The sequence below is a fragment of the Pelorhabdus rhamnosifermentans genome (assembly GCF_018835585.1).
GTDB classification, from domain to species: Bacteria; Bacillota; Negativicutes; order UMGS1260; family UMGS1260; genus Pelorhabdus; species Pelorhabdus rhamnosifermentans.
Genome location: NZ_JAHGVE010000001.1, coordinates 72,717 through 93,341, shown reverse-complemented (window position 1 = coordinate 93,341; position 20,625 = coordinate 72,717). Strand labels below are relative to the sequence as shown.

18 protein-coding genes are annotated in these 20,625 nt (G+C 41.9%); all 18 read right to left on the bottom strand.

From position 1 onward, the window contains the following. Nucleotides 1–2: 2 nt before the first annotated feature. Nucleotides 3–470 (bottom strand): D-glycero-beta-D-manno-heptose 1-phosphate adenylyltransferase, encoded by a 468-nt coding sequence (rfaE2, locus tag Ga0466249_RS00465; protein WP_215827469.1) that lies wholly within the window; start codon nt 468–470, stop codon nt 3–5. After that, nucleotides 457–1,464, bottom strand: a complete 1,008-nt coding sequence (locus Ga0466249_RS00460; RefSeq protein WP_215827468.1) for a bifunctional heptose 7-phosphate kinase/heptose 1-phosphate adenyltransferase — start codon at nt 1,462–1,464, stop codon at nt 457–459. The genes rfaE2 and Ga0466249_RS00460 overlap by 14 nt, the downstream gene beginning before the upstream one ends. 26 nt (nt 1,465–1,490) lie before the next feature. Next, nucleotides 1,491–3,038 carry an LptA/OstA family protein gene (locus Ga0466249_RS00455; protein WP_215827467.1) on the bottom strand — a complete coding sequence of 516 codons (1,548 nt, stop codon included), beginning with the start codon at nt 3,036–3,038 and terminating at the stop codon, nt 1,491–1,493. A gap of 147 nt (nt 3,039–3,185) precedes the next feature. Continuing rightward, nucleotides 3,186–4,106 carry a hypothetical protein gene (locus Ga0466249_RS00450; protein WP_215827466.1) on the bottom strand — a complete coding sequence of 307 codons (921 nt, stop codon included), beginning with the start codon at nt 4,104–4,106 and terminating at the stop codon, nt 3,186–3,188. Nucleotides 4,107–4,200: 94 nt separating this feature from the next. After that, nucleotides 4,201–5,229 (bottom strand): porin family protein, encoded by a 1,029-nt coding sequence (locus Ga0466249_RS00445; protein WP_215827465.1) that lies wholly within the window; start codon nt 5,227–5,229, stop codon nt 4,201–4,203. 262 nt (nt 5,230–5,491) lie between these two features. Continuing rightward, entirely contained in the window at nt 5,492–6,391 is a 900-nt protein-coding gene (locus Ga0466249_RS00440) for a TP0624 family protein (RefSeq protein ID WP_215827464.1), read from the bottom strand. Between the two features lie 170 nt (nt 6,392–6,561). Next, nucleotides 6,562–7,905 carry an S-layer homology domain-containing protein gene (locus Ga0466249_RS00435; RefSeq protein WP_215827463.1) on the bottom strand — a complete coding sequence of 448 codons (1,344 nt, stop codon included), beginning with the start codon at nt 7,903–7,905 and terminating at the stop codon, nt 6,562–6,564. Between the two features lie 149 nt (nt 7,906–8,054). After that, entirely contained in the window at nt 8,055–8,471 is a 417-nt protein-coding gene (locus Ga0466249_RS00430) for a RuvC family protein (RefSeq protein ID WP_215827462.1), read from the bottom strand. A gap of 42 nt (nt 8,472–8,513) precedes the next feature. Beyond that, entirely contained in the window at nt 8,514–9,539 is a 1,026-nt protein-coding gene (locus Ga0466249_RS00425; protein WP_215827461.1) for an ABC transporter ATP-binding protein, read from the bottom strand. After that, nucleotides 9,539–10,543 (bottom strand): ABC transporter ATP-binding protein, encoded by a 1,005-nt coding sequence (locus tag Ga0466249_RS00420; RefSeq protein WP_215827460.1) that lies wholly within the window; start codon nt 10,541–10,543, stop codon nt 9,539–9,541. Before Ga0466249_RS00420 ends, Ga0466249_RS00425 begins: the two co-directional genes overlap by 1 nt. A 12-nt stretch (nt 10,544–10,555) precedes the next feature. Then, nucleotides 10,556–11,467, bottom strand: a complete 912-nt coding sequence (locus Ga0466249_RS00415; RefSeq protein ID WP_215827459.1) for an ABC transporter permease — start codon at nt 11,465–11,467, stop codon at nt 10,556–10,558. Between the two features lie 3 nt (nt 11,468–11,470). Next, nucleotides 11,471–12,403, bottom strand: a complete 933-nt coding sequence (locus tag Ga0466249_RS00410; protein ID WP_215827458.1) for an ABC transporter permease — start codon at nt 12,401–12,403, stop codon at nt 11,471–11,473. Between the two features lie 37 nt (nt 12,404–12,440). Then, nucleotides 12,441–14,036, bottom strand: coding sequence for a peptide ABC transporter substrate-binding protein (locus tag Ga0466249_RS00405; protein WP_215827457.1), 1,596 nt, complete (start codon nt 14,034–14,036; stop codon nt 12,441–12,443). Nucleotides 14,037–14,157: 121 nt separating this feature from the next. Next, nucleotides 14,158–15,444, bottom strand: a complete 1,287-nt coding sequence (locus Ga0466249_RS00400; RefSeq protein ID WP_215827456.1) for a porin — start codon at nt 15,442–15,444, stop codon at nt 14,158–14,160. A 393-nt stretch (nt 15,445–15,837) separates the two neighbouring features. Then, nucleotides 15,838–16,524, bottom strand: coding sequence for a Crp/Fnr family transcriptional regulator (locus tag Ga0466249_RS00395; RefSeq protein WP_215827455.1), 687 nt, complete (start codon nt 16,522–16,524; stop codon nt 15,838–15,840). 411 nt (nt 16,525–16,935) lie between these two features. Further along, a complete protein-coding gene (locus tag Ga0466249_RS00390) occupies nt 16,936–18,108 on the bottom strand; it encodes an S-layer homology domain-containing protein (RefSeq protein ID WP_215827454.1) in 1,173 nt (390 codons plus the stop codon). A gap of 366 nt (nt 18,109–18,474) precedes the next feature. Then, nucleotides 18,475–19,296 carry an undecaprenyl-diphosphate phosphatase gene (locus tag Ga0466249_RS00385; RefSeq protein ID WP_215827453.1) on the bottom strand — a complete coding sequence of 274 codons (822 nt, stop codon included), beginning with the start codon at nt 19,294–19,296 and terminating at the stop codon, nt 18,475–18,477. Between the two features lie 66 nt (nt 19,297–19,362). Then, nucleotides 19,363–20,622 (bottom strand): DUF3084 family protein, encoded by a 1,260-nt coding sequence (locus tag Ga0466249_RS00380; RefSeq protein ID WP_215827452.1) that lies wholly within the window; start codon nt 20,620–20,622, stop codon nt 19,363–19,365. Between the last annotated feature and the right edge of the window lie 3 nt (nt 20,623–20,625).

Sequence of the window (20,625 nt, the reverse complement as noted above, 5' to 3'; positions counted from 1 at the left end):
CTTTACTGTCCAGCAATCTTGGCAATAATCCGGCTAGAAGACTTTCCGGCTACTTCCGGAATGAGTATCGTTTTTCCGCCATACGAAGCAGCAATGGCTGCCTCTGGCAAACGCTCAATAGAATAATCGCCGCCTTTGACATAAATATCAGGCTGAAGCTCTGCCACAAGACTTTCGGCTGTCTCATCAGAAAAAATAACAATGTAATCCACGGCATAAAGACCGGCAAGCACTTCAGCCCGATCCTGCTGTTGATTAATGGGACGAGCGGGCCCTTTCAGACGTTGCACAGATTGATCGCTGTTCAGTCCAACAATCAGGCAATCGCCAAGCTCGCGAGCCGCCGTGAGATAACGTACATGCCCGGCATGGAGGATATCAAAACAACCGTTCGTAAACACAACGGTTTTTCCTTGTGCTTTTAATTGCTGCACTAGTTCCTGCGCAGTCTGTCGCTCAACGAGTTTCATCAAATTGGTCTCCTATCGCTTGCTTTAATTCCAAGGGATTTGTCGTCGCTGTACCTGATTTGCGCACCACAATACCTGCAGCCACATTGGCCAGTTTCGCTGCCGCAAAAAAATCAGCACCTGCAGCAATGGCCAGCATCATAGTTACAACGACGGTATCCCCCGCGCCGCTCACATCATAAACTTCGCTGATATTCGTAACAGGAATATGCGTCTGTTTCCCTTGCTGTTCAAATAATGTCATACCTTCTGCACCTTGTGTAATCAGAACAGCCCGGGCTTTAAGCTGCTCAAGCAATTTTTCGCCTGCTTCTTGTAGCCGCTGCCCCGTTAAATCGGGTAGCCCAGCAGCATTTGCTGCCTCTGATTCGTTTTGTTTGACAAGAGTAACATTTGTATAAGAAAGAATATCATACCGTGAATCCACCATGCAAGGAATGCTTCGTTCATTGCACCAATCAATCACGTTTTTCTTTAGTGTATCAAATACGGTATAGCTGCCGTAATCACTCATGACAACTGCATCCATGTGAGGTAAAGTTCTTCTTATATACTCAAGAAGCTTTTGCTCTGTATGAGAAGATAGCGGTTTCTTGCTTTCCTTGTCAATTCGGACAACTTGCTGTCTCACTGTGGCGAGTCCGCCCGCCATAATCCGTTGCTTGGAAATAGTCGGTCGCTCTTCATCAATAATAAACCCATCCGTATTGACGCCCACTTGCTGCAGTCTTTGATTCAAAAGTTCACCTGCCGAATCCAGGCCAATAACTCCAACAGCATAGACCTTACCAAGCAATGTCGCTCCATTATGCACGACATTGGCAGCACCGCCTGGCACCACTTTTTCACCGGTATGCTCTAAAATGAGTACAGGTGCTTCGCGGGAAATACGCGAAATCTTGCCCTCTAAATAAGAATCGGCAACCATATCGCCAATAACCATAATTTTTTTGTTTTTCATGTGATCAATAAGATCTAAAAATATTCGCTTCATAAAAATCTCCCTTTCGGGTTCGTCATCTACCAACGTTTCAATGCAACATCAAATTTCCACTGATCCCGTTTCGCACGATAAGTCAGCGAACCTACCCAGCAATGCAAATCATGCACCCACGTATAATCCTGGTCATAGAGATGCTTATTATTCAAATCATAACTTTGACTATACTTGAAGGTATTCTTATTGTCAATCTTATAGCTAAAGCCCGTATCCAATTCACGGGCCATATCCGGTCGATCATAGGCAAACAAACTATTCTGGGTTTTTGTATAATGATATCCCAGCCAAGTGCTCCAACGATCATTAAAGGTATGCGTCAGCGTTGTATCAAATTTAAAATCATGAATCGTTGAATTATCGTAACTTTCATGAATCATTCCTACACCAGTACCTAAAGATAAATCATTCCTGCCATTTAAATGAATAACATCATGACTAAAATAAAGATTGTATTCTTTATGCCAGCTTGTTTTTGACGAATCGATCCACTGACCATAGGCGGCATTAAAAGTATAACTAATGGGCAAAGAACCAATGCGATGAGAATAAAGATTAAAATCAAATTCCGGCTGTTTCTTAATCCAATTACCATTATCATCACGATAATATCCGTCTATAACACCAACTGAATACGCTGACTGCCGATAAGAAACTCCCCCATTGGGTTTAAACCCGCCATGCGTATAAAAATCCAGATTAACAAAGCCATAAAATTTATTGGCTACAGGCATTTCCAATTTTTGTCGAATATGAACTCCATCGCGACTGCTATAGCCAATCGTAGGATAAGCATTGTTACCCTGTGCACCTGGTTCTAAAGACTGCTCGTACACAGGCAAGCTGTAAATAACCATATTTCCAAGCCAAAACTTCGCATTATAAGCGACCATCTTTTTTCCAGGCCACATTTCAATGCGCTCAGCACTCATGTGATAATCAGGCACCTTAGCAGGACAACGAGTCACCGTACCATTATGAATCAATATCTCCGTTGGCGCCATGACTACTGATTCGCCAGAAATAATATCGCGATCCACTTTTCCCTTGACAGCTGCCATCGTTCCTTCTTTTGTCTGATAATTATAACGTGTATCCATCGCGTCAAGATGAGCCTTAAACGCCGTATCTGTGTAATCAGCTTGTCCTGCAATCCATAGTTCTTGCTGGTTCGTATTGCCATTAAGCAAATCTGTCAGAAGCTGTTGACTGCCTTGAACCATTTTGACATTGCCTTTGGCATAAACATCGCCAGTGGAATCGCTCATATATAATTCATCTGCTGTTATCGTCACAGGAGCATCTGATTGAGTCTTAGCTTTTTTAGTTTTTGGGGTATCTTTAGCAGTGTCGGCCTTCGCTACTTCGGCTGTCTTCTTATCTATAGGACTGGACTGCGGATCGGGTTGGACTGTATTTTCTATTGCTACAGGCTCTTGATTGGTTAAAGGCTGAGTCCGGGTCTGTTCAGCAGCTGTGATCGTTTCAGCTGCCTCACCACTCAAGCTATTTCCCCATAAAAAGCCGCAGGCAACTGCGATTGCAACAACTTGTTTGGACTGTTTTCTCATGTTATCTCCTATTCCTCTCCACCTAACCCATTTAAGATGGAACTACATCACTATGATTCTACACCAATCTCCTTTTTCCTGCCATAGCCAGACTGGTAATAAAGCGCAAAAAAGTGGGCTTTTACTAAGCCCACTTTTGAAAAACAATTATTTAAGTCGAATTCCGTAAACATGTGCCTCTGTTTTGGTTTGAATATAGAGCTCCGTATCAACAGGCATCACCACATCGTGACCATGTACGAACGCTCCGCCCAAAATTCCCACAGGTCCGAGTATCACCATTCCTGCAGCTGATGCACCGGCTGCTGTCGCCATGGAATTGGTTTTTTCTTTGGCCTTATCACCAAGCAACGTATCCAGGACTGTACCATCTACTGCTTCCACCGTATCAAAAGACAATTCTAATTTCGCATCACGACCAAAATTACCTGCTTGATCTACTTTTTTGACTCTTCCCTGCCCCATAGCCCCCTTGGCAATAACAAGTAAGCCATTATCAAAGACATCCTCTGAAACAGCATAAGTAAAACTGTCTCCAGGCCGACTATCCTTACTGCTAAGCGGCGTTACCAATTTTACCTTAATCAAACTGTCTTGCCGGATCGAGGCATCACCTACATCAACATGACTATCACTATAAGCCAGCTTAAGCAAAGAATTTAATCGATAGTCAAAGGCTCCCTGACTGGGACTGCCTGTCAAAGTTTTTTCCAGATCTTCTATTCTAGCCTTGCCAGGCTGAGTCGTCACATTATGCATGAGACTCCATTCGACAGCATTCAGTTTTAAAATAAACGACGGATTCGTGGATGAATTTGTCTTGGTGTGGTCATACAAACGATCCACTTTGACCATGAGCGCATCTTTCGTTATATTTCCATAAACATCCTTTTCCAATCTGTTCGTCCGTTCCACTAACGAGCCTGTTTGTTCCGCACCATAATAAACCTTTTCAATACTCGTCAATTTGTCAAGAGCAGTCAATTCCGTACTCGTTCCTTGAGCAAAAGCACCTACTGTGAATAACAAGCAGAATAATAAAACTGCCGCAATTATTTTTCGACTCATGAAAAAACCCCCTTGTACTTCATAGGGATATTATTTCGGGAAAAATAAAGAAAATCCTGCCGAAACTCGGCAGGATTTTTGTCTTGTGCTAAGATTAGAAATTGTAGTTGAGGGTGGTACGGAAGGAAGTATAATTCTTATCAGCATCAGTACCAGTAATATATTTTGCATCATCATAGAAGAAATTCAGTGAAGTAGCTTTATTAAATTTATGCGTAAAGCTATAATACATGCCTTTCGCATTCGGATCAAAGGTCGTGTAATGATTAATATCGCCATTATCTTCTACTTTGAAATAAGTAGCTGAAATGGAGTTTTTCTCATCAAAGTTATAGGCAATACCGAAATCGTAAGCTTTATTGTTAATATCATAATTTGTTTTGCCATATTCAGCAGAGAACGTAGCATTACCCAAAGTATAAGCAGTATTGACAGCCCATAAATTGGAATCTTTTGCATCAGCACTCCCTTGATAAGAAGCCTTCTTATCTAAATTATATTTCGCAAAAGTCGTACCTAAAACAAAATCGGGTGTAAAGTTATAATTGACATGACCCACATACAGCTTATTCTTACTGTCACCAATAACCGTACCATTTTTTAGTGCACCATAATCTACATTTTCTTGAACTGCAACGACTTTATAACTCCATGCATCCGCTTTCCCTGTATAAGTCAGTCCATCAGCCATAATCTTTCTACCGACTTTACCTGTCGTATCATAGAACAGACCCGTTTCGCCAACCCATGCGGACTGACGACCAATTTTCAACTGATTATCCCCATTGGTATATTTAAAGCCAAACTGATCAAGTGAAGCCGCATAATCATTAGAATACGTACTTGTATTAAAATCTGCAATCTGTCTCGTTGAACTCTGAATGGAAGCACGAGCATAAGCATCCCAACCATTACCAAGATCATTGTTAAAGTTTAAAATAATCGTTGTTTTGTTCGGTTTCTTAGGTGCAGTAGCATCTGCATCATTTGTGTTATTACGATACTGAATAGTTGCACTCCCATCAATGGTTACAGGTGACGGATCAGCTGTTGCTGCAAAAACAGCTGACGTTGAAAGTACCATGGCTGCTGCCACGGCTGTTGCGAGAAGAGACTTTTTCATTTTTAATTCCTCCCTAAATGTGTTTTTTGTGCATTTAGCAAGGCCGCCGCATAAAGATATACGTAAGTATCCACGTTTCCTTACTCTCCTTTATCCTTTGACCACACTTTATGCATATCTCTGCAAATTCCACCAAGTGGATATTGCGGAAATATTTACTTAATTATACTGTTAATTTTATATTAAATCAAGTTCTAACATAAAGAAAACTGCTAACTTTTAGCAGTTTTTCAATAATTCACTTATTCTTTTTATAATATAGCTATTTTTCTAAAACAACAGCACATTTTTGAATAAAGTTTCTTCCGCTATTGGCTGCCAGAATTTTATCGCCATCTTCATTACTGATAACAAGGTCGCAATTGTTATCACGCAACCCTAACGCTTTTATTATCAGCGGTGCGCTGCCTGCACGAGATTTTTCAGCCGTAACAGTTTGTCTATCTTCATCAGTAAAAACATACTCAGCCAAACCTCGGGCGATTTGGTATTGGATATCACCATATTGATTGCCGTAAACAGCGCGTCCTGACTGGTCGTAAATCTTCACAGCCATCACAGGTTCCAAACCTAATCCACGCGCATTTACAATAAGCCCTGTTACTCTATCGGAAATATTCATAGGTACAGTAGGCTGAGGAATCGATGCCTGTTTAACATTTTGAGAACTCTCCATAATGATTTTATTCAGACTGTTGTCACCATAAAGATCAAGCGCCATAACAACAGTAACCTCACCATTTTCCGCCTGATTTTCACTGATAATTCTAGCACCTTGAATCAGTGCTGCCACTTTCATGCGAGCGTTATCGTCTGCAAGCTGAATATTCTTCATGGTTGACTGGGCATCAATTTGAACCTCTTTGACAGCTTGCGCCAAATTGTGATAACCATCCACAATAGCCGCTCGTCTGGCAATAATCTTAGCTTGCGGCATAGCAGCATACTCAGCGAGAACGGTGCCAGAGCCTTGTACCTCAATCACGCCCTGTCGCCAATCAATCATGCCATGCCCCTCAGCAACAGATTCTATACCATGTCCAGGATGAGCAAAGTCATCGAGAGTAACGGCCTTCTCATTTTCGGCGGCAAAACTGAATGCGTTGAAAGACGCAAGAACAAGCAGGATAGCCAACAAACAAATCATATTTTTTCGAAACATAACCATTCCCCTTTCTACTCCTATAGAATTATTCTGGTACAAGAAAAAAATTCCTGCAAAAAACAACAGAAGAGAGGCTATAAATCCCACGCTAGCTGTCGGCAAGGAATCTAAAAAAGTCAAAAAAAGAACCTAGGAATAAATTCCTAGGTTCCGGTTGTTGATTAAGATCAGAAGAATACTTCCAACTGAGCAATATAGCCTTTACTGTTAGCATTGAAATCATTCGCTTTAATATCACTAGTTTTATAACCTTCATATTTGAAAGTTAAGATACTATTTTTAAATGGTACATATTCTACACCAACTTCAGTGCCTTTCAGCCCACCATCTTGTAAATTCGCAGTTTGATAGGTGGTGAAATCAGTCGTGGTGAAATCAGCTGGATCGAAACCAGCTTCAAATTTATTGTAAGCTACCCAAGTTCCCCAAGTATTGACTTTGCTCTTATCAGCACCCATCCATTTTACTTTTGCCTGATAAGCCTTTGCTTTACCTGTTTTAAGAATATCTTTTACAACTTTTGATTTGTTTTCACCATATTCACCGCTAATTGTGAAGTTTTGCAGGCCAGTATAAGTCAAGCCAGCAGCAGTAGTCTTGTAATAGTGGCTATCTTTATCTTTTAAATAAGAAGCATCAAAAATCAGTGTGCTTCCAATTGGAGCAGTAAAGCCCGCAAATTCTGTAGTAAGATCTGTTGGAAGACCATAAGGCCTTAGAGCAGAAGAAGCTTTATAGAGCGCGTTAGAACGGTTGTAACCGATCTGCAAGTTTGTTACACCAATGTTCTTGCCGATAATAATACCGTCTGGAGCAACACCACCTGCACTGCCTTTATCATCAGAGATAAAGCCCTGACCTAACCATACAGGAGCACGACCAACAGAAATGGTGTCTAAACCAAAAGCTTTACCAGTAACATAAGCGGATGCAAAATCAATTTTACCATTATCATTTGCAGCTGCGCCTGAATTTAAATTATTGTTATCTTGTGAATCATACTGGATGCGGCCTTTGAAAGTCCAATCCGTATCAAGTGGAGCCGTCATATTCAAACGAACACGAGTTCTGCCAACCGTATCTTTTTCACCAGTAGGATTTGAACCGGATGGAGTCTGCTCAGCGCGAATACGAGCATAACCATCCCATTTAATGTTACCCACTTTGTTTTCCAAATTCGTTACACGAACGCCAAGGTTGTCAAGTTCGCTGGAGAATTCTGCAGCTAGTTTGTCGATAGTAGCTTTCTGTGCAGCATCCGCTTTGTCTTCTTTAGCCATTGCTTTAGCAACAAGAACAGCCATTTCATAACGAGTAATGGTCTTGTCACCTTTGAACGTACCGTCGTTGTAGCCGTCAATAATTCCTGCTTTAGCAAGTTGTTGAACAGCACCATAAGACCAGTGTTTTGTAGGGACATCAGTGAAAGGATTTGCAGCCGCTGCGAAAGCGGTTGTGCCTACGCTTGTAGCAAGTGCTAAAGCAAGGCCAAGAGCGATTTTCTTTTTCATAAATTGTTTCCTCCTAAAAATATCATTTTCGAGCCATGAGGAGGACTTTTTGGGAGTTGCCATGTTTCCTCACAAATCATCCATACTTTCCGGCTCTTTCATAACTATTCTATATGAGGAAGAGTATTCCTCTTTTTCCAGCAAAAAATTTAAAATAAATTAAAATATTTTTCGCCAAGCAGTACAGCCACCACGTCATCCACAGGGACAGGCGGTACTTGCATGGTCAAAGGAAGCAGACGCCGCCAGCCTTTGGGCGGATTTTCCCGCCAATAACGAATGCGGGCGGATTCTGTCGTTTTATATTCATTTATGAGCTGCAAAGATATCCTTCTAGCACACATTCTATGCAAAAAATCGCGAATTGACACTGCTTTTTCAGCCGAACTTGTGCCATTACCGAGTACAACGACTTCAACATCATAACGCGTACAATAATCCTGCAACGTTTCTAACAGCTGACCTGACGCAATAACTGCCTTTTCAAGCACACCGCACTGCCTATGTAACACAGCTAAACCACATTTTTCCCGTCCCGGATCAATGGCAACGATGATATCACTCATTTTTTCACCTTCTGCTGATTAAACTATTTAACCCATATGCCCTCAATTAAGTATAACAGGTTCAATCACTCTATGGAAAATTTTATGTTTAGCACATCCAGTGATTAAATGACAAGCAACGCTATGTCCATTACCCGCCTCAGCAAAATCAGGTTCTTTTTCAGTACAAACAGGCATCGCATAGGGACAGCGAGTGCGAAAGTGGCACCCGGAAGGCGGATGGATCGGATTCGGAACATCCCCTTGGAGACAAATACGCTCCCGTTTCGCTTCCATTTCAGGATCAGGAATGGGAATGGCTGATAGCAACGCCTGGGTATAAGGGTGGCGAGGACTGCTATATAATTCGTTAGTCTCAGCTAGTTCAACAATCTTCCCCAAATACATGACTGCCACCCGGCGGCTAATATACTTGACCATAGCCAAATCGTGAGCGATAAACAGATAAGTTAATCCTAATTCACGCTGCAAATTTTCCAATAAATTAACTACCTGGGCCTGAATGGAAACATCTAACGCCGAGATGGGTTCATCACAAATAATCAGACTGGGATTAACAGCTAATGCCCTGGCAATACCGATCCTTTGACGTTGTCCGCCACTAAATTCATGGGGAAAGCGGTTGGCGTGCTCCGCATTAAGACCAACCAACTGCAGCAGTTCCTGAATGCGCTTTGTCCGTGCTTTTCCTTGCGCTAAATGGTGAATATCGAGCGGTTCGCCAACAATATCCCCCACTGTCATACGTGGATTGAGGGATGCGTAAGGATCCTGAAAAATCATCTGGATTTCCCGGTACAAATTTTTCTGAGCTCCCATTCCTAACAGTTCTTGCCCTTTAAACAATACTTGGCCCGCAGTAGGCTGATAAAGACCGATGATCGTTCGTCCCGTTGTTGACTTACCGCAGCCGCTCTCCCCAACCAATCCCAAAGTCTCTCCGGCTGCAATAGAAAAGCTGACATCATCCACTGCTTTTAACTGAGCAGTAGTCCGGCCAAAAAAATTAGTGGCAACGGCAAAATGTTTCTTTAAGTTTCGTACTTCCAGCAAAGTTTCCGTCCTCATTATCGAACCATCTCCCGCTCGGATTTCGGCGCAGCCGGATGTTGCAGCCAACATTTCACACTATGCTCATCATTCAATTGTGTTGTATCCGGATAGCATTCGGTACAGACTTTCATGGCATGAGGACAGCGTGGATGAAAGGGACACCCATTAGGCGGCTGCAAAAGATCAGGTGGCTGCCCATCAATAACTGACAAGGACGCTTTTTGATCAGCATCCAGTCGGGGCAGCGACTTTAATAAGCCCCAGGTATAGGGATGCTGCGGGTTGTGAAAAACATCGTAAACAGAGCCGGCTTCCGCTACTTTACCAGCGTACATCACAATCACGCGATTGCACAGGCTGGCTATGACACCCAGATCATGAGAAATCATAATCACCGCCGTATTAAATTGCTGCTTCAAATCTTTGATTAAATCCAAAATTTGGGCCTGGATGGTTACATCCAAAGCAGTAGTTGGTTCATCGGCAATAAGTAATTTAGGATTGCATGCCAAGGCCATGGCAATCATCACCCGTTGACGCATGCCCCCGCTAAAATGATGGGGATAATCCTTTAATCGCTTTTCCGCGGCAGGAATGCCCACAACTTGCAGTAAATCCACTGCTTTAGCCATAGCTTGCCCGCTAGTCATCCTTTTGTGCAATTTTAGGCTCTCCGTAATCTGTTTCCCCACTGTCAACACCGGATTAAGAGAAGTCATGGGGTCTTGAAAAATCATTCCGATCTCATTGCCGCGTATTTTAATCATGGCTTGCTCCGACAGTTCCAGTAGATCCGTACTATTAAATAATATTTTTCCACCCACCACTTGCCCTGGCGGATGAGGGATCAGTCCCATGATGGAATGAGCAGTCACACTTTTTCCGCAGCCTGACTCACCTACAATGCCAATGGCTTCACCGGGATGAACAGCAAAGCTAACCTGCTGAACCGCCCTAACTTCTCCTGCATAAGTATTAAAAGTTACTGCTAAATCCTGCACTTCGAGTATCGGTTTCATGCTTTCTCCTCCTTAACGCCGCATGCGGGGATCGAGGGCATCACGCAACCCATCGCCCAGAAAATTAAAGGCCAGCATAGTTATACTGATAGCCAGTGATGGAAAAAACAGTTGAAAGGGATAAGATCTTAGGCTATTTACGCCCTCAGAAGCCAGCACCCCCCAGCTTGCCATGGGTGCCGATACACCCAACCCGATAAAGCTGAGAAAGGCTTCGGTAAATATGGCATCTGGAATGGCCAACGTCATGGTGATAATAATGGCCCCCATACTGTTAGGAATCAAATGTCTTAACAATATTCGACATTTTCCAGCACCAATCGTACGAGCCGCCAATACATATTCCTGCTCCTTAATGACCAGTATTTGTCCGCGAACAATTCGGGCCATCTGCAACCAGTAGGCGATTCCCAAGGCAATAAAAATATTGGTCAACCCGGGTTTTAATACCACCATCAGTAATATGACATACAAGAGCACAGGCACGCTGTATAAAATATCAACAAGATTCATCATAAGACGGTCTGTTCGTCCGCCGATAAATCCGGCAATCCCACCATAGGCCACCCCAATAGTAAAGTTAAGCAAGCTTGCAACAATTCCAATCGACAGAGAAATGCGAGCTCCGTACAATACGCGAATAAAAAGATCGCGGCCCAGATTATCCGTGCCAAACCAATGGGCCTTGCCTGGTGCCTGATTGGCCAGCGACAGATCTTGATCAGAATAAGAAGTAGCTGAAAATAAGGGGCCAATAATAGCAGCGAATAACAACACAATAATAAGAAATAAACCCAGCATCGCTGTTTTATTTCTTTTCAAGCGTAACCAGGCGTCTTGCCAATAAGTAAGACTAGGCCTGGTAGTATTTTGTTCCACATAACCTCGCCTAATGGGTATGAACGATTCTGATGTCAGTTGCATGTTCTATTCCTCCTGATTACCGCCCAATTTAATTCGTGGATCCAGCACCGGATAGATCATATCAACGATCATGTTGAGCGCGATGACTAGAAAGCTGTAAAAGACGGTCACGCCAAGAATAACGGTATAATCCCGGTTATAAATGCTTGTTACAAAATAGCGGCCCAATCCAGGAATAGCAAAAAGTGTCTCAATAACGAAGCTTCCTGTCAAAATACCGGCCGCCATGGGTCCGATATAGGTAACTACCGGAATCAATGCGTTTTTCAACGCATGCCGATACATAATGACGTAGGACGTTAAACCCTTGGCTTTGGCCGTCTTAATATAATCCTGCCCAAGCACATCCAACATGCTGGAGCGGGTTAAACGAGCAATATAAGAAGTAGGCATACCAGCCAATGCGAGGGAAGGTAAAACCTGAAATTGCCAGCCATTCCACATCGCAGCTGGTAATAATGATAGTTTAATGGCAAAAACATGGATCAGAACAGCAGCCAATACAAAACTGGGCACTGCCACCCCGAAAGTCGTCAGTAACATGATGGCCCGATCCTGCCATTGATTATGTTTTAAGGCTGACATAACCCCAGCCGGAATACCCAGCAGCACGGCAATCCCGATGCTGTTCATCCCTAAATGGAAGGATACGGGAAACCCTTGAGCGATAATATTATTGACCGTCCGTCCTTGATATTTAAATGACGGCCCTAAGTCAAGCCTCGTCAGGTTTACCAGGTAATCGGTATATTGTTTCCATAACGGGTCATTCAATTTGTAACGTGCTTCAATATTTTGCATGATGGCTGGTGGCAGGTTTTTTTCCGTCGTAAATGGCCCCCCAGGAATAGCGTGCATGAGGAAAAAAGTAATCGTAATGACCAACCACAAAACAACGCAGGAATTCAAAATGCGTTTCAATAGATAACTAATCATGACTTCTCTCCTTTTTATATAACGGAAGCTACGGCGACTATTCTTGAATCGTTACGTATTTAAAATTATAGATAGAAGTCGGCGACGCAATAAGACCTTTTGCCTTGGGATTAAGGCAATAATAGTCAGTATAAAAATAAATCGGCATGACTCCCATATCATCCATTACCGTCTTATCCGCGTCATGCAGCGCTTGCATTCTCACGGTCTGATCATTGGAATTTTGGGCAGTCTCAATAAATTTATCATACGCCGGACTACTATATTTTCCATAGTTATTGCCACTCGCCGTCACGATATCGTCCCCGAAAGTCATGGGATCGGCATAGTCGCCGTTCCACCCCGCACGAGCTACTTGGAAATCACCTGATTTACGCGCTCCAAGATATACCTTCCATTCCTGATTTTGCAATTCCACATTAACACCCAGATTTTTCTTCCACATCTCCTGAACAGCTTCCGCAATGGCTTTATGATTTTCATTCGTGTTATAAAGTAGCGTAATCGGCGGCAAACCCTGTCCGTCCGGATAGCCCGCTTCTGCTAAAAGTTTTTTAGCTTCCTCAATATTCTCTTTGAAAAGAGCACCCCCTTCTTCACGAAAATCCTTCTTGTTCGTGGGATCGGTAAAACCGAACGGTATCCACGCATAGGCCGGTTTATGTACATCATGCAATACGTTTTTTACCAACGTCGCGCGATCAATTGCTAAAGAAAAAGCTTTTCGTACTTTAGGATTGTCAAACGGCGCTTTTTTGTTATTAAATTCATAGTAATAGGTACCAACAATTTTTGAAAATTGCAGTTTGTTTTCCTTTTTCAGCCGCTCTACTTCAGTCATCGGCGGCTCATAGGCAAAATCAAGCTGATTATTTTCGAACATTGACAATGCCGTTCCCATTTCCTCCACAAGTGTCCATTCTAATTTTGCCAGTTTTACTTTATCCTTGTTCCAATACTGATCATTTTTTACCATAACCAGCTTGCTGCCATGGACCCACTCCGAAACCTTAAAAGGTCCATTGCCAATTAGCGTACTCACATCAGTAGCCCATTCGTTATTGGCTTCAACAACCTTCTGATTTACGGGATAAGTGGATGAGTGAGTTAGTGATGCTAAGAAATATGAAGTCGGTCTTTCTAAGTTAACTTCCAATGTATGATCGTCTACAGCCTTTACTCCAACAGCATCACTACTGCCTTTACCACTGTTATAGGCTTCCGCTCCCTTGATTGGGAACAGCATATACGCATATTCCGCTGCTGTTGTCGGATTTAGCAGACGCTTCCAGGCGTATTCGAAATCCTTTGCTGTTACTTCATCGCCGTTCGACCACTTATTCGCCCGTAAGTGAAAAATGTATTTTAGTCCATCCGGCGAAATTTCCCATTTTTCCGCCGCAGCCGCAACAGGCAGCGCCTGCGCATCGAGCTCTGTTAAGCCTTCAAACATGGCCTGCGCATAGTTGCCTTCAGGCACTCCAGTCATTTTAGCCGGATCCAACGTCTCCGGCTCACCTCCGATCACTACACGCATGACTTGTTCGTTGCTTGCTGATCCGCCGCAACCGGCCAGTATTGTCCCCAACATTACCATCATGATGGCCAGTACACTCCACTTTTTGAATATCATGCAAAACGCCTCCTGCTATTTTCACAATAAAATATTTCTAGTCTTCTATTAGTGACAAATGTAAAACTAACGGCATCAATTGTCGCCATTAGTTTTACATAAAAGAGAAATTTTTTTATAATTAGAAGTAAAAATATAACTGCGTCCGAAAAAATTGCTGCTTCTCACCCGTTGTTTGACTTAAATCATTATCAGCCAACGCTTTGCCATAAACAAAAACATTCGTCCATTTGATATTTTTTGCCGGAATATAGTTAAAGCCTGCCGCAAACCCTTTTTGGCCCGGCGACATCCAATTGGTAGTATCAATAGCCGTATTTTTCTCAAAGTATTCATAGTCGAGCCAGGCACCGTATGAACCAGCTTTATTTTTGTCGGCATTTTTGTAGGATATGCCCAGCACATACGCTTTATTGCCAGTATCAGCGCTCGTTTTATCATAGGTCGCGTACACTGAATAATCTTGATTAAGAGCGGAAGTTATATTCAGATCATATACCCGCATGTCATCAATCCCGGCGGTTTTAGACTGCCAATTTTGGAACGACGCCGTTAAGCTAGTCGCTTCATTTAAAGCATAGTTAAATTCAGCTGAAGTAACTTTGTTCAATTTATAAAGATAACTAGTAGAAGATGGCGTATTGCCTTCAATGTTAGAATCTGCTTCTGCGTATAGCAATTTTGTTTTTAACTTTTTACCAAATTCAAATTTAACGCCACTTACATAATCATCGAAAATCAATCCGGAACCAAACGTATTGTTGAATTTACCGACTGTCATTATAGTGCCAGCCACTGGCCCGGTTACACTAGCAAGCGTGACATCGTTAGCTCCATTATAGGTAGTACCCCACGCGCTGGAAAAGGTACCGTTCGTTTTACCTGCATCATTATAGAAATTTTTGTAAGCTTCCCAAGCGAAGTTGCCAGTCCAGCCATCCGTTATATTGACATTCGCATCAAGTTCAATCCTACTGTAAAATTGATGCAAAATGCTTGTATTAGTTGTCTGATCTTTTAACGACTGATAACGGAGACGGTATAACCCGGAGAATTTTACATTTTCAGCGGCAACGCTATTCGCGTGAACACCGATGCTTTCAAGCTCCGGCTTAAATTCTGCCGCCAATTTATCAATGATTGCCTTTTGTTCAGCAGTCGCTTTCTTTTCATTCGCCATCGCTTTAGCAACAAGAGTCGCTAATTCATTGCGCGTTAATGTCCTGTCCTTCTGAAAGTTAATATCTTGATAATCTTTATATATACCGTCTTGAACCAAACTGTTGATTGACGCATACGCCCAATGATTAATAGGAACAAGTTCGAATGGATTCGCCGCCGCAAATACAGTACCGCCAAGACCCAACATAAAGACTAAAATAAAGACTAAAACGAAACTTTTCTTCATTCTTCTCCCCCTCGGACTAATTTTTTTGCTATGTAGATTCATTCTATTGTTTCTGCACGATTGTATTTATTAACCCCCTTCTCTCATATGTGTATTGGAGCTCTTCCCCCATACTTGATTATTTATAACCACAGCAGTTTATGAAAGCGCAAAATTTCTATTAACTGCCGAAAGTAAGCTTAACTATGGTTTTTTAGAACTCCCAATTAAAAATAAAGAGACCATATCTCATGAATGAAATATGACCTCTTAACGACTCTGTTAAGTCAATCACAACAATTACCTTATTATATTATTCATTTTAGAATCACTAGCAAAATTTAATTTCAACTAAGTGCTAAATCTCACTGATCCTTTAGATCTCATGATTATATACACTTAAATCTTAACAAGTTACTGTACGCAAACAATATATTTAGCTAAATCATCAAATTTTTTAATAACAATTTTTTTATGATTCATACTAATCAGATCTTCCTGTACAAACTGATTCAATATCCGAGTAATCGTTATTCTAGAACAGCCAACAATACGCGCCAACTCGCTTTGTGTAAAATTAACTGAAATCCTGTTACTTGTCCCATTAGCCTCCAAAGAATTAGAAGTTGAAACAAGCCTAATTAAAGCATCCGCCACTTTACCGATGGAATCATTAAACACATTACTCGTCATTTGGAGAAGTACAATTCTGAATTTTATTATCATTACATTCATAAAATATTGGTATACGACAGGATTGCTCTTTGCAAATTCCGAAAAAACGGCTTTACTAACATAAGAGATTTCCGCATCTTCTTTTACCCTAATCATATAGTTCAAAAGACTATTGGAAAATAAATTCATTTCCCCAAAACATTCGCCAGGAATGAGGGTATATAATATTTTTTCCTGCCCCTCCGAACTAATAATGCTTACTACCACTTGCCCCTTGACAACGATAGCAATAGATAAATAATGGGATACGGCAGCAATAAACTGCTTTTTCTTATACTTTTTTACGATGCCACACTTTGATAAGTTATTAAGGAAATAGTTTCTCATAAAAGCCTGTTGTTCCTCAACAAATAAATCTTGGTACATGTTATTCACATCCTAGCTTATAATTAACGCAACTGCTCTAGCCTATTGCGTTTCATATAAGATTGTATCTCTTCTATTTCACCTACCTAATGATTCAGCGAATAACCCTTTATCATTTATAGGGCGGCTTAACGTATCATTACCGGGATACTTACAAGACAAACTAGGACGTGCTAGAAGTTTTTTGTTAATTATACTTTAGATACAAAGAAAAAACTGTATCACAGGCTACACATTTACGAGTATACAATATATCTTAATGATTCAATTTTGAATAATATCCGAAATGAATTCACATGACAAAATAAACTAACAAAAAAACAACGGAGGCTAAAGCCCCCGTTGTTCTTTTGTTACTTCGTTAACTATTCAATTTTCAATTCAATAATTTTCGCTTGCTGATTTTATTGCTTAGAATTTTACGTTGACAACGGCACTGGCACGATTATCAATTTTGTTGCCTGCTTGATCTTTGAAGTCTTGATATTTTACAGTCAAGGCTGCATTTTTATCAAGAGCTTGATCATATTGATATTCCATACCTTTGAAGCCCGTTGTTTGAGGAAGCTGAGCCACACCTGTTACACCATCTAACGTAGACAGGGTATTGAAAGCATTGGCACCCACATTGCGATACGTAGCAGAAAGACCCAGGCTATTGAATTTTACGCCGAAAGCTTTCGCTGTATTATCAGCAGAGGCGGAAGTGTTTCTGTAGTATTCAGCATTGGCAGTGACACCGTCAATAAGACCAAAGGAAGTATTCAAGCCATATACGCTTGTTTTAGCTGTTGTGTCTTTCAGGTAATCAGCAGTCACAGCGGCACCTAAGAAATTTGTTTTGTATTCGGCACCATAGACGCGCTCAGCTTTCGTGCTATCAACGTTCTGTGTTGCAGTACCACCGAAGAAAGCAAAGTCGCCTGTTTTAGCAATGACACCATTCATCTGTGTATCAGCTAAATAGCCTGCGCCCAATTTAAAATCTTCACGGCCAAGGGTCGTATTCATGCCAAGGAAATTCGTGTTCACATTGGCTGTATCCAGTTTCACTGTGCCAGCAGTACCATTGACATTGTTACTACCGCCTGTCAGACGAGCATTGAATTTCAGGTTGTCATTGATTTTGCCGTCAAAAGTTACACGAGCACGGTAATCTGTCGTATCATTCGTATCTTTGACATTGAAGTAACGTACACGAGCATCACCAGAAATTTTTACTTGGTTATCGAGTTGTTTTTGCATACCGTCCACTTTTACACCAAGAGTGCCTAGTTCTGCGCCAAATTCGATAGCCAATTTGTCTAGAATGGCTTTTTGGTCGGCAGACATCGTTTTGTTCATTGCTTTAGCAACAATTGCAGCCATTTCATAACGTGTCATGGTTTTGTCGCCTTTGAATGTACCATCAGCATAACCGGTTACAATACCTGCTTTGGCAAGTTGATTCACAGCGCCATAAGCCCAATTATTGGTAGGAACATCAGAGAATGGATTAACAGTCGCTGTTGCAGCAAAAGTAGGTGCAGCAAAGGAAACAACTAAAGCGGAAGTGATAGCTAATTTTACTAAACTCTTTTTCACAAAAAATCCCCCTAAATTTTAATCAGCGGATGACCAGTCAGTCACCTTCAGAAATGAGTACAGCCCGAGCCGAACGTTCGTTTAAGTATCCACGTTTCCTTAAACTCTTCGACCTTCAGCACTCTCTCCGGAGCTGTCGCTTTTCACAGCTCTTAGTTTACATAAATTCTACTTTCTTTTAAAAACTCCTGCTTATTAACTCAGTGTAAATATTGGAAAAACAAGCATAAAATCGATTAACAAGCAAGTTGCATAAAGCTTATTAGCTTTACATAATGTATAATTCAACAACAAAAAAAAGAATCCTGCCTGAATAGCAGAATTCGTTGCTTGTACTTTTTGCCAAGATTGGTAAACAGTTATAGATCAGAAAAAGAGTTTGGAGATAACAATACCGCCACCAAGAAGCCAGCAATAGATTGCAAAAGGGCGCATGGCAGTAATTTCATTCGTATGGAACCAGCGCATCAAAAGCCAAACACTAATGAAAGCGGCAATGCCTGATATGACACCACCTGTCAAAGAAATAGCAAAAAGACCAGCCACATTGGTGTGCATCAATTTAGGAACTTCCAAAATTGCAGCCCCTACAATAATAGGTGTAGCCAGGAGCAATGAAAAACGAACAGAAGCTTCATGCTTGAGTCCCATCCAAAAACCGGCTGTCATGCTGGCACCCGAACGTGAAAATCCAGGTATCAAGGCAAGGGACTGAAAAAAGCCCACAACAGCTGCTTGTCCGTAGCTTAATTCTTCAATTTCTTTCCTACCGCGATTGCGCAATTTTTCGCCCCAGTAGAGCAAAAAGCCGTTAATAACTAAAAAAGCGGCGGCATTTGTAACATCACTAAACATATGACGAATCGTTTTCTCAAAAATAAAACCGATAACAGCCGCAGGAACGGTACCGGCAATAATTAACTTGAGCAATCGACGATACTTGCTATTTCCTGTAAAAAGAGATTGAATAATGCTGATCCATTCACTGCCGAAAAAGATCAACAGAGCTACAGCCGTTCCTAAATGAAGCATGACAACAAACGGCATAAAATGCTCTTTTAGAAATTCAGGATCAAGGCTCCAGCCGAATAAATAAGGCGTAAGAACTCCATGAGCCACGCTACTGACTGGGAAGAGTTCACTCAAGCCCTGAATAAGTGCAAAAACAACGGTCTGAAAAATCGTCAAAATAATTTCCCACCTTTGATTGTTTATATATAAACGGGCACAGACTGACTGAATTACTGCATCCGCTTAAGGAACATAAGGAACCGGCAACACTTGAATCTCAATCTTTAAAGGACCCGCTGAATAAATGGGGCCGTCACTGATGGCGCGCAATTGTACATTACTGCCGGCATGTTTCACTTTAGCCACGGCATCGTAAAGTTGAGCACCGCTAATAGCGCCGACTGTTCCTTGCAGCGGATCAGCCAAGATGCCCTGTTGTTTAGCCACTTCATTCACGTGATGCAGAAAAGCAAGCACAGCATCTTCTGCTTGCTGCTGATTCGCAGTCTGCCCGAGAATTTCACTATAAATGATACTTTCAGCCGGATAAATCAGTTTGTTCGGAAACAGTTCCAGTTTTCCTAGGACAGGTTCGCCATAAACGGCGTTACTTGCGGAGGAAATACGCACAATCATCTCTTGCGGTGCCGACGCAATCAGGCTGATAGCCTGATCAAAATCAATCTGTGAAATCCATAGAACTTGCAGATTTTTATCATTCACATTCAGTTTACTAATAATATCCTGGTTTGTACGATAAATAATATTTGTAAGGGCATCGGATGTTGCTTTTTCAGATAGACCGGCAGGGATAGTAGAATTAACCAAGACTTCATTCGCCTGATAAATGACCGTACCTCTGCGAACATTCTGCAACCCATCACGTAAATTGGCTGTAAGCTCATTTAAACGATCAACGTCTTTTTGCATGGCTTCTTTCGCATCTGTCAGGGTAACAATCTTACTATCTAATTGCTTTTTCGTATCCTGGAGGACCGCAATTTGTTGCTGGGACACTTGTAAATTGCCTTCAGCCTCAGTAAACTGCTGCTGCAGCGAACTTAAAGCCTGTGCTGTCCGGTCGCGTTCCGCCGTGACGCTACTCAGCTCATCGCTCACAGCTGATAATTTAGCTGTTGTTTCAGCTACTTTATCATTGACTGCCGTATATTCTGCTGTTTTGACTGCCAGAGCCTGCTGACTTGCAGCAAGTTCATTTGTTTTCAGGGCTACGTTCTGTGATAAATCAGCAAGTTCAGCTTTGAGAGCTTCCATGCCAAACAAAGCGGTACGCACATTATGTGAGCTCAACGCGAGCAAGCTGAGCGTGGAGCCAGCAATGAGTATGCCTGTAATAATGGTGACAAGAATGGATGTGTGCTTTGGTCTGAGACCGAAAATGGAGAGTTTGCGTTTGCCGACTTTTGTCCCTAGCTTATCCCCGATATAGGCAATTAATCCACCCATAACGGCAATGATAAAAATTAGTGCCACGCCAAACATCAA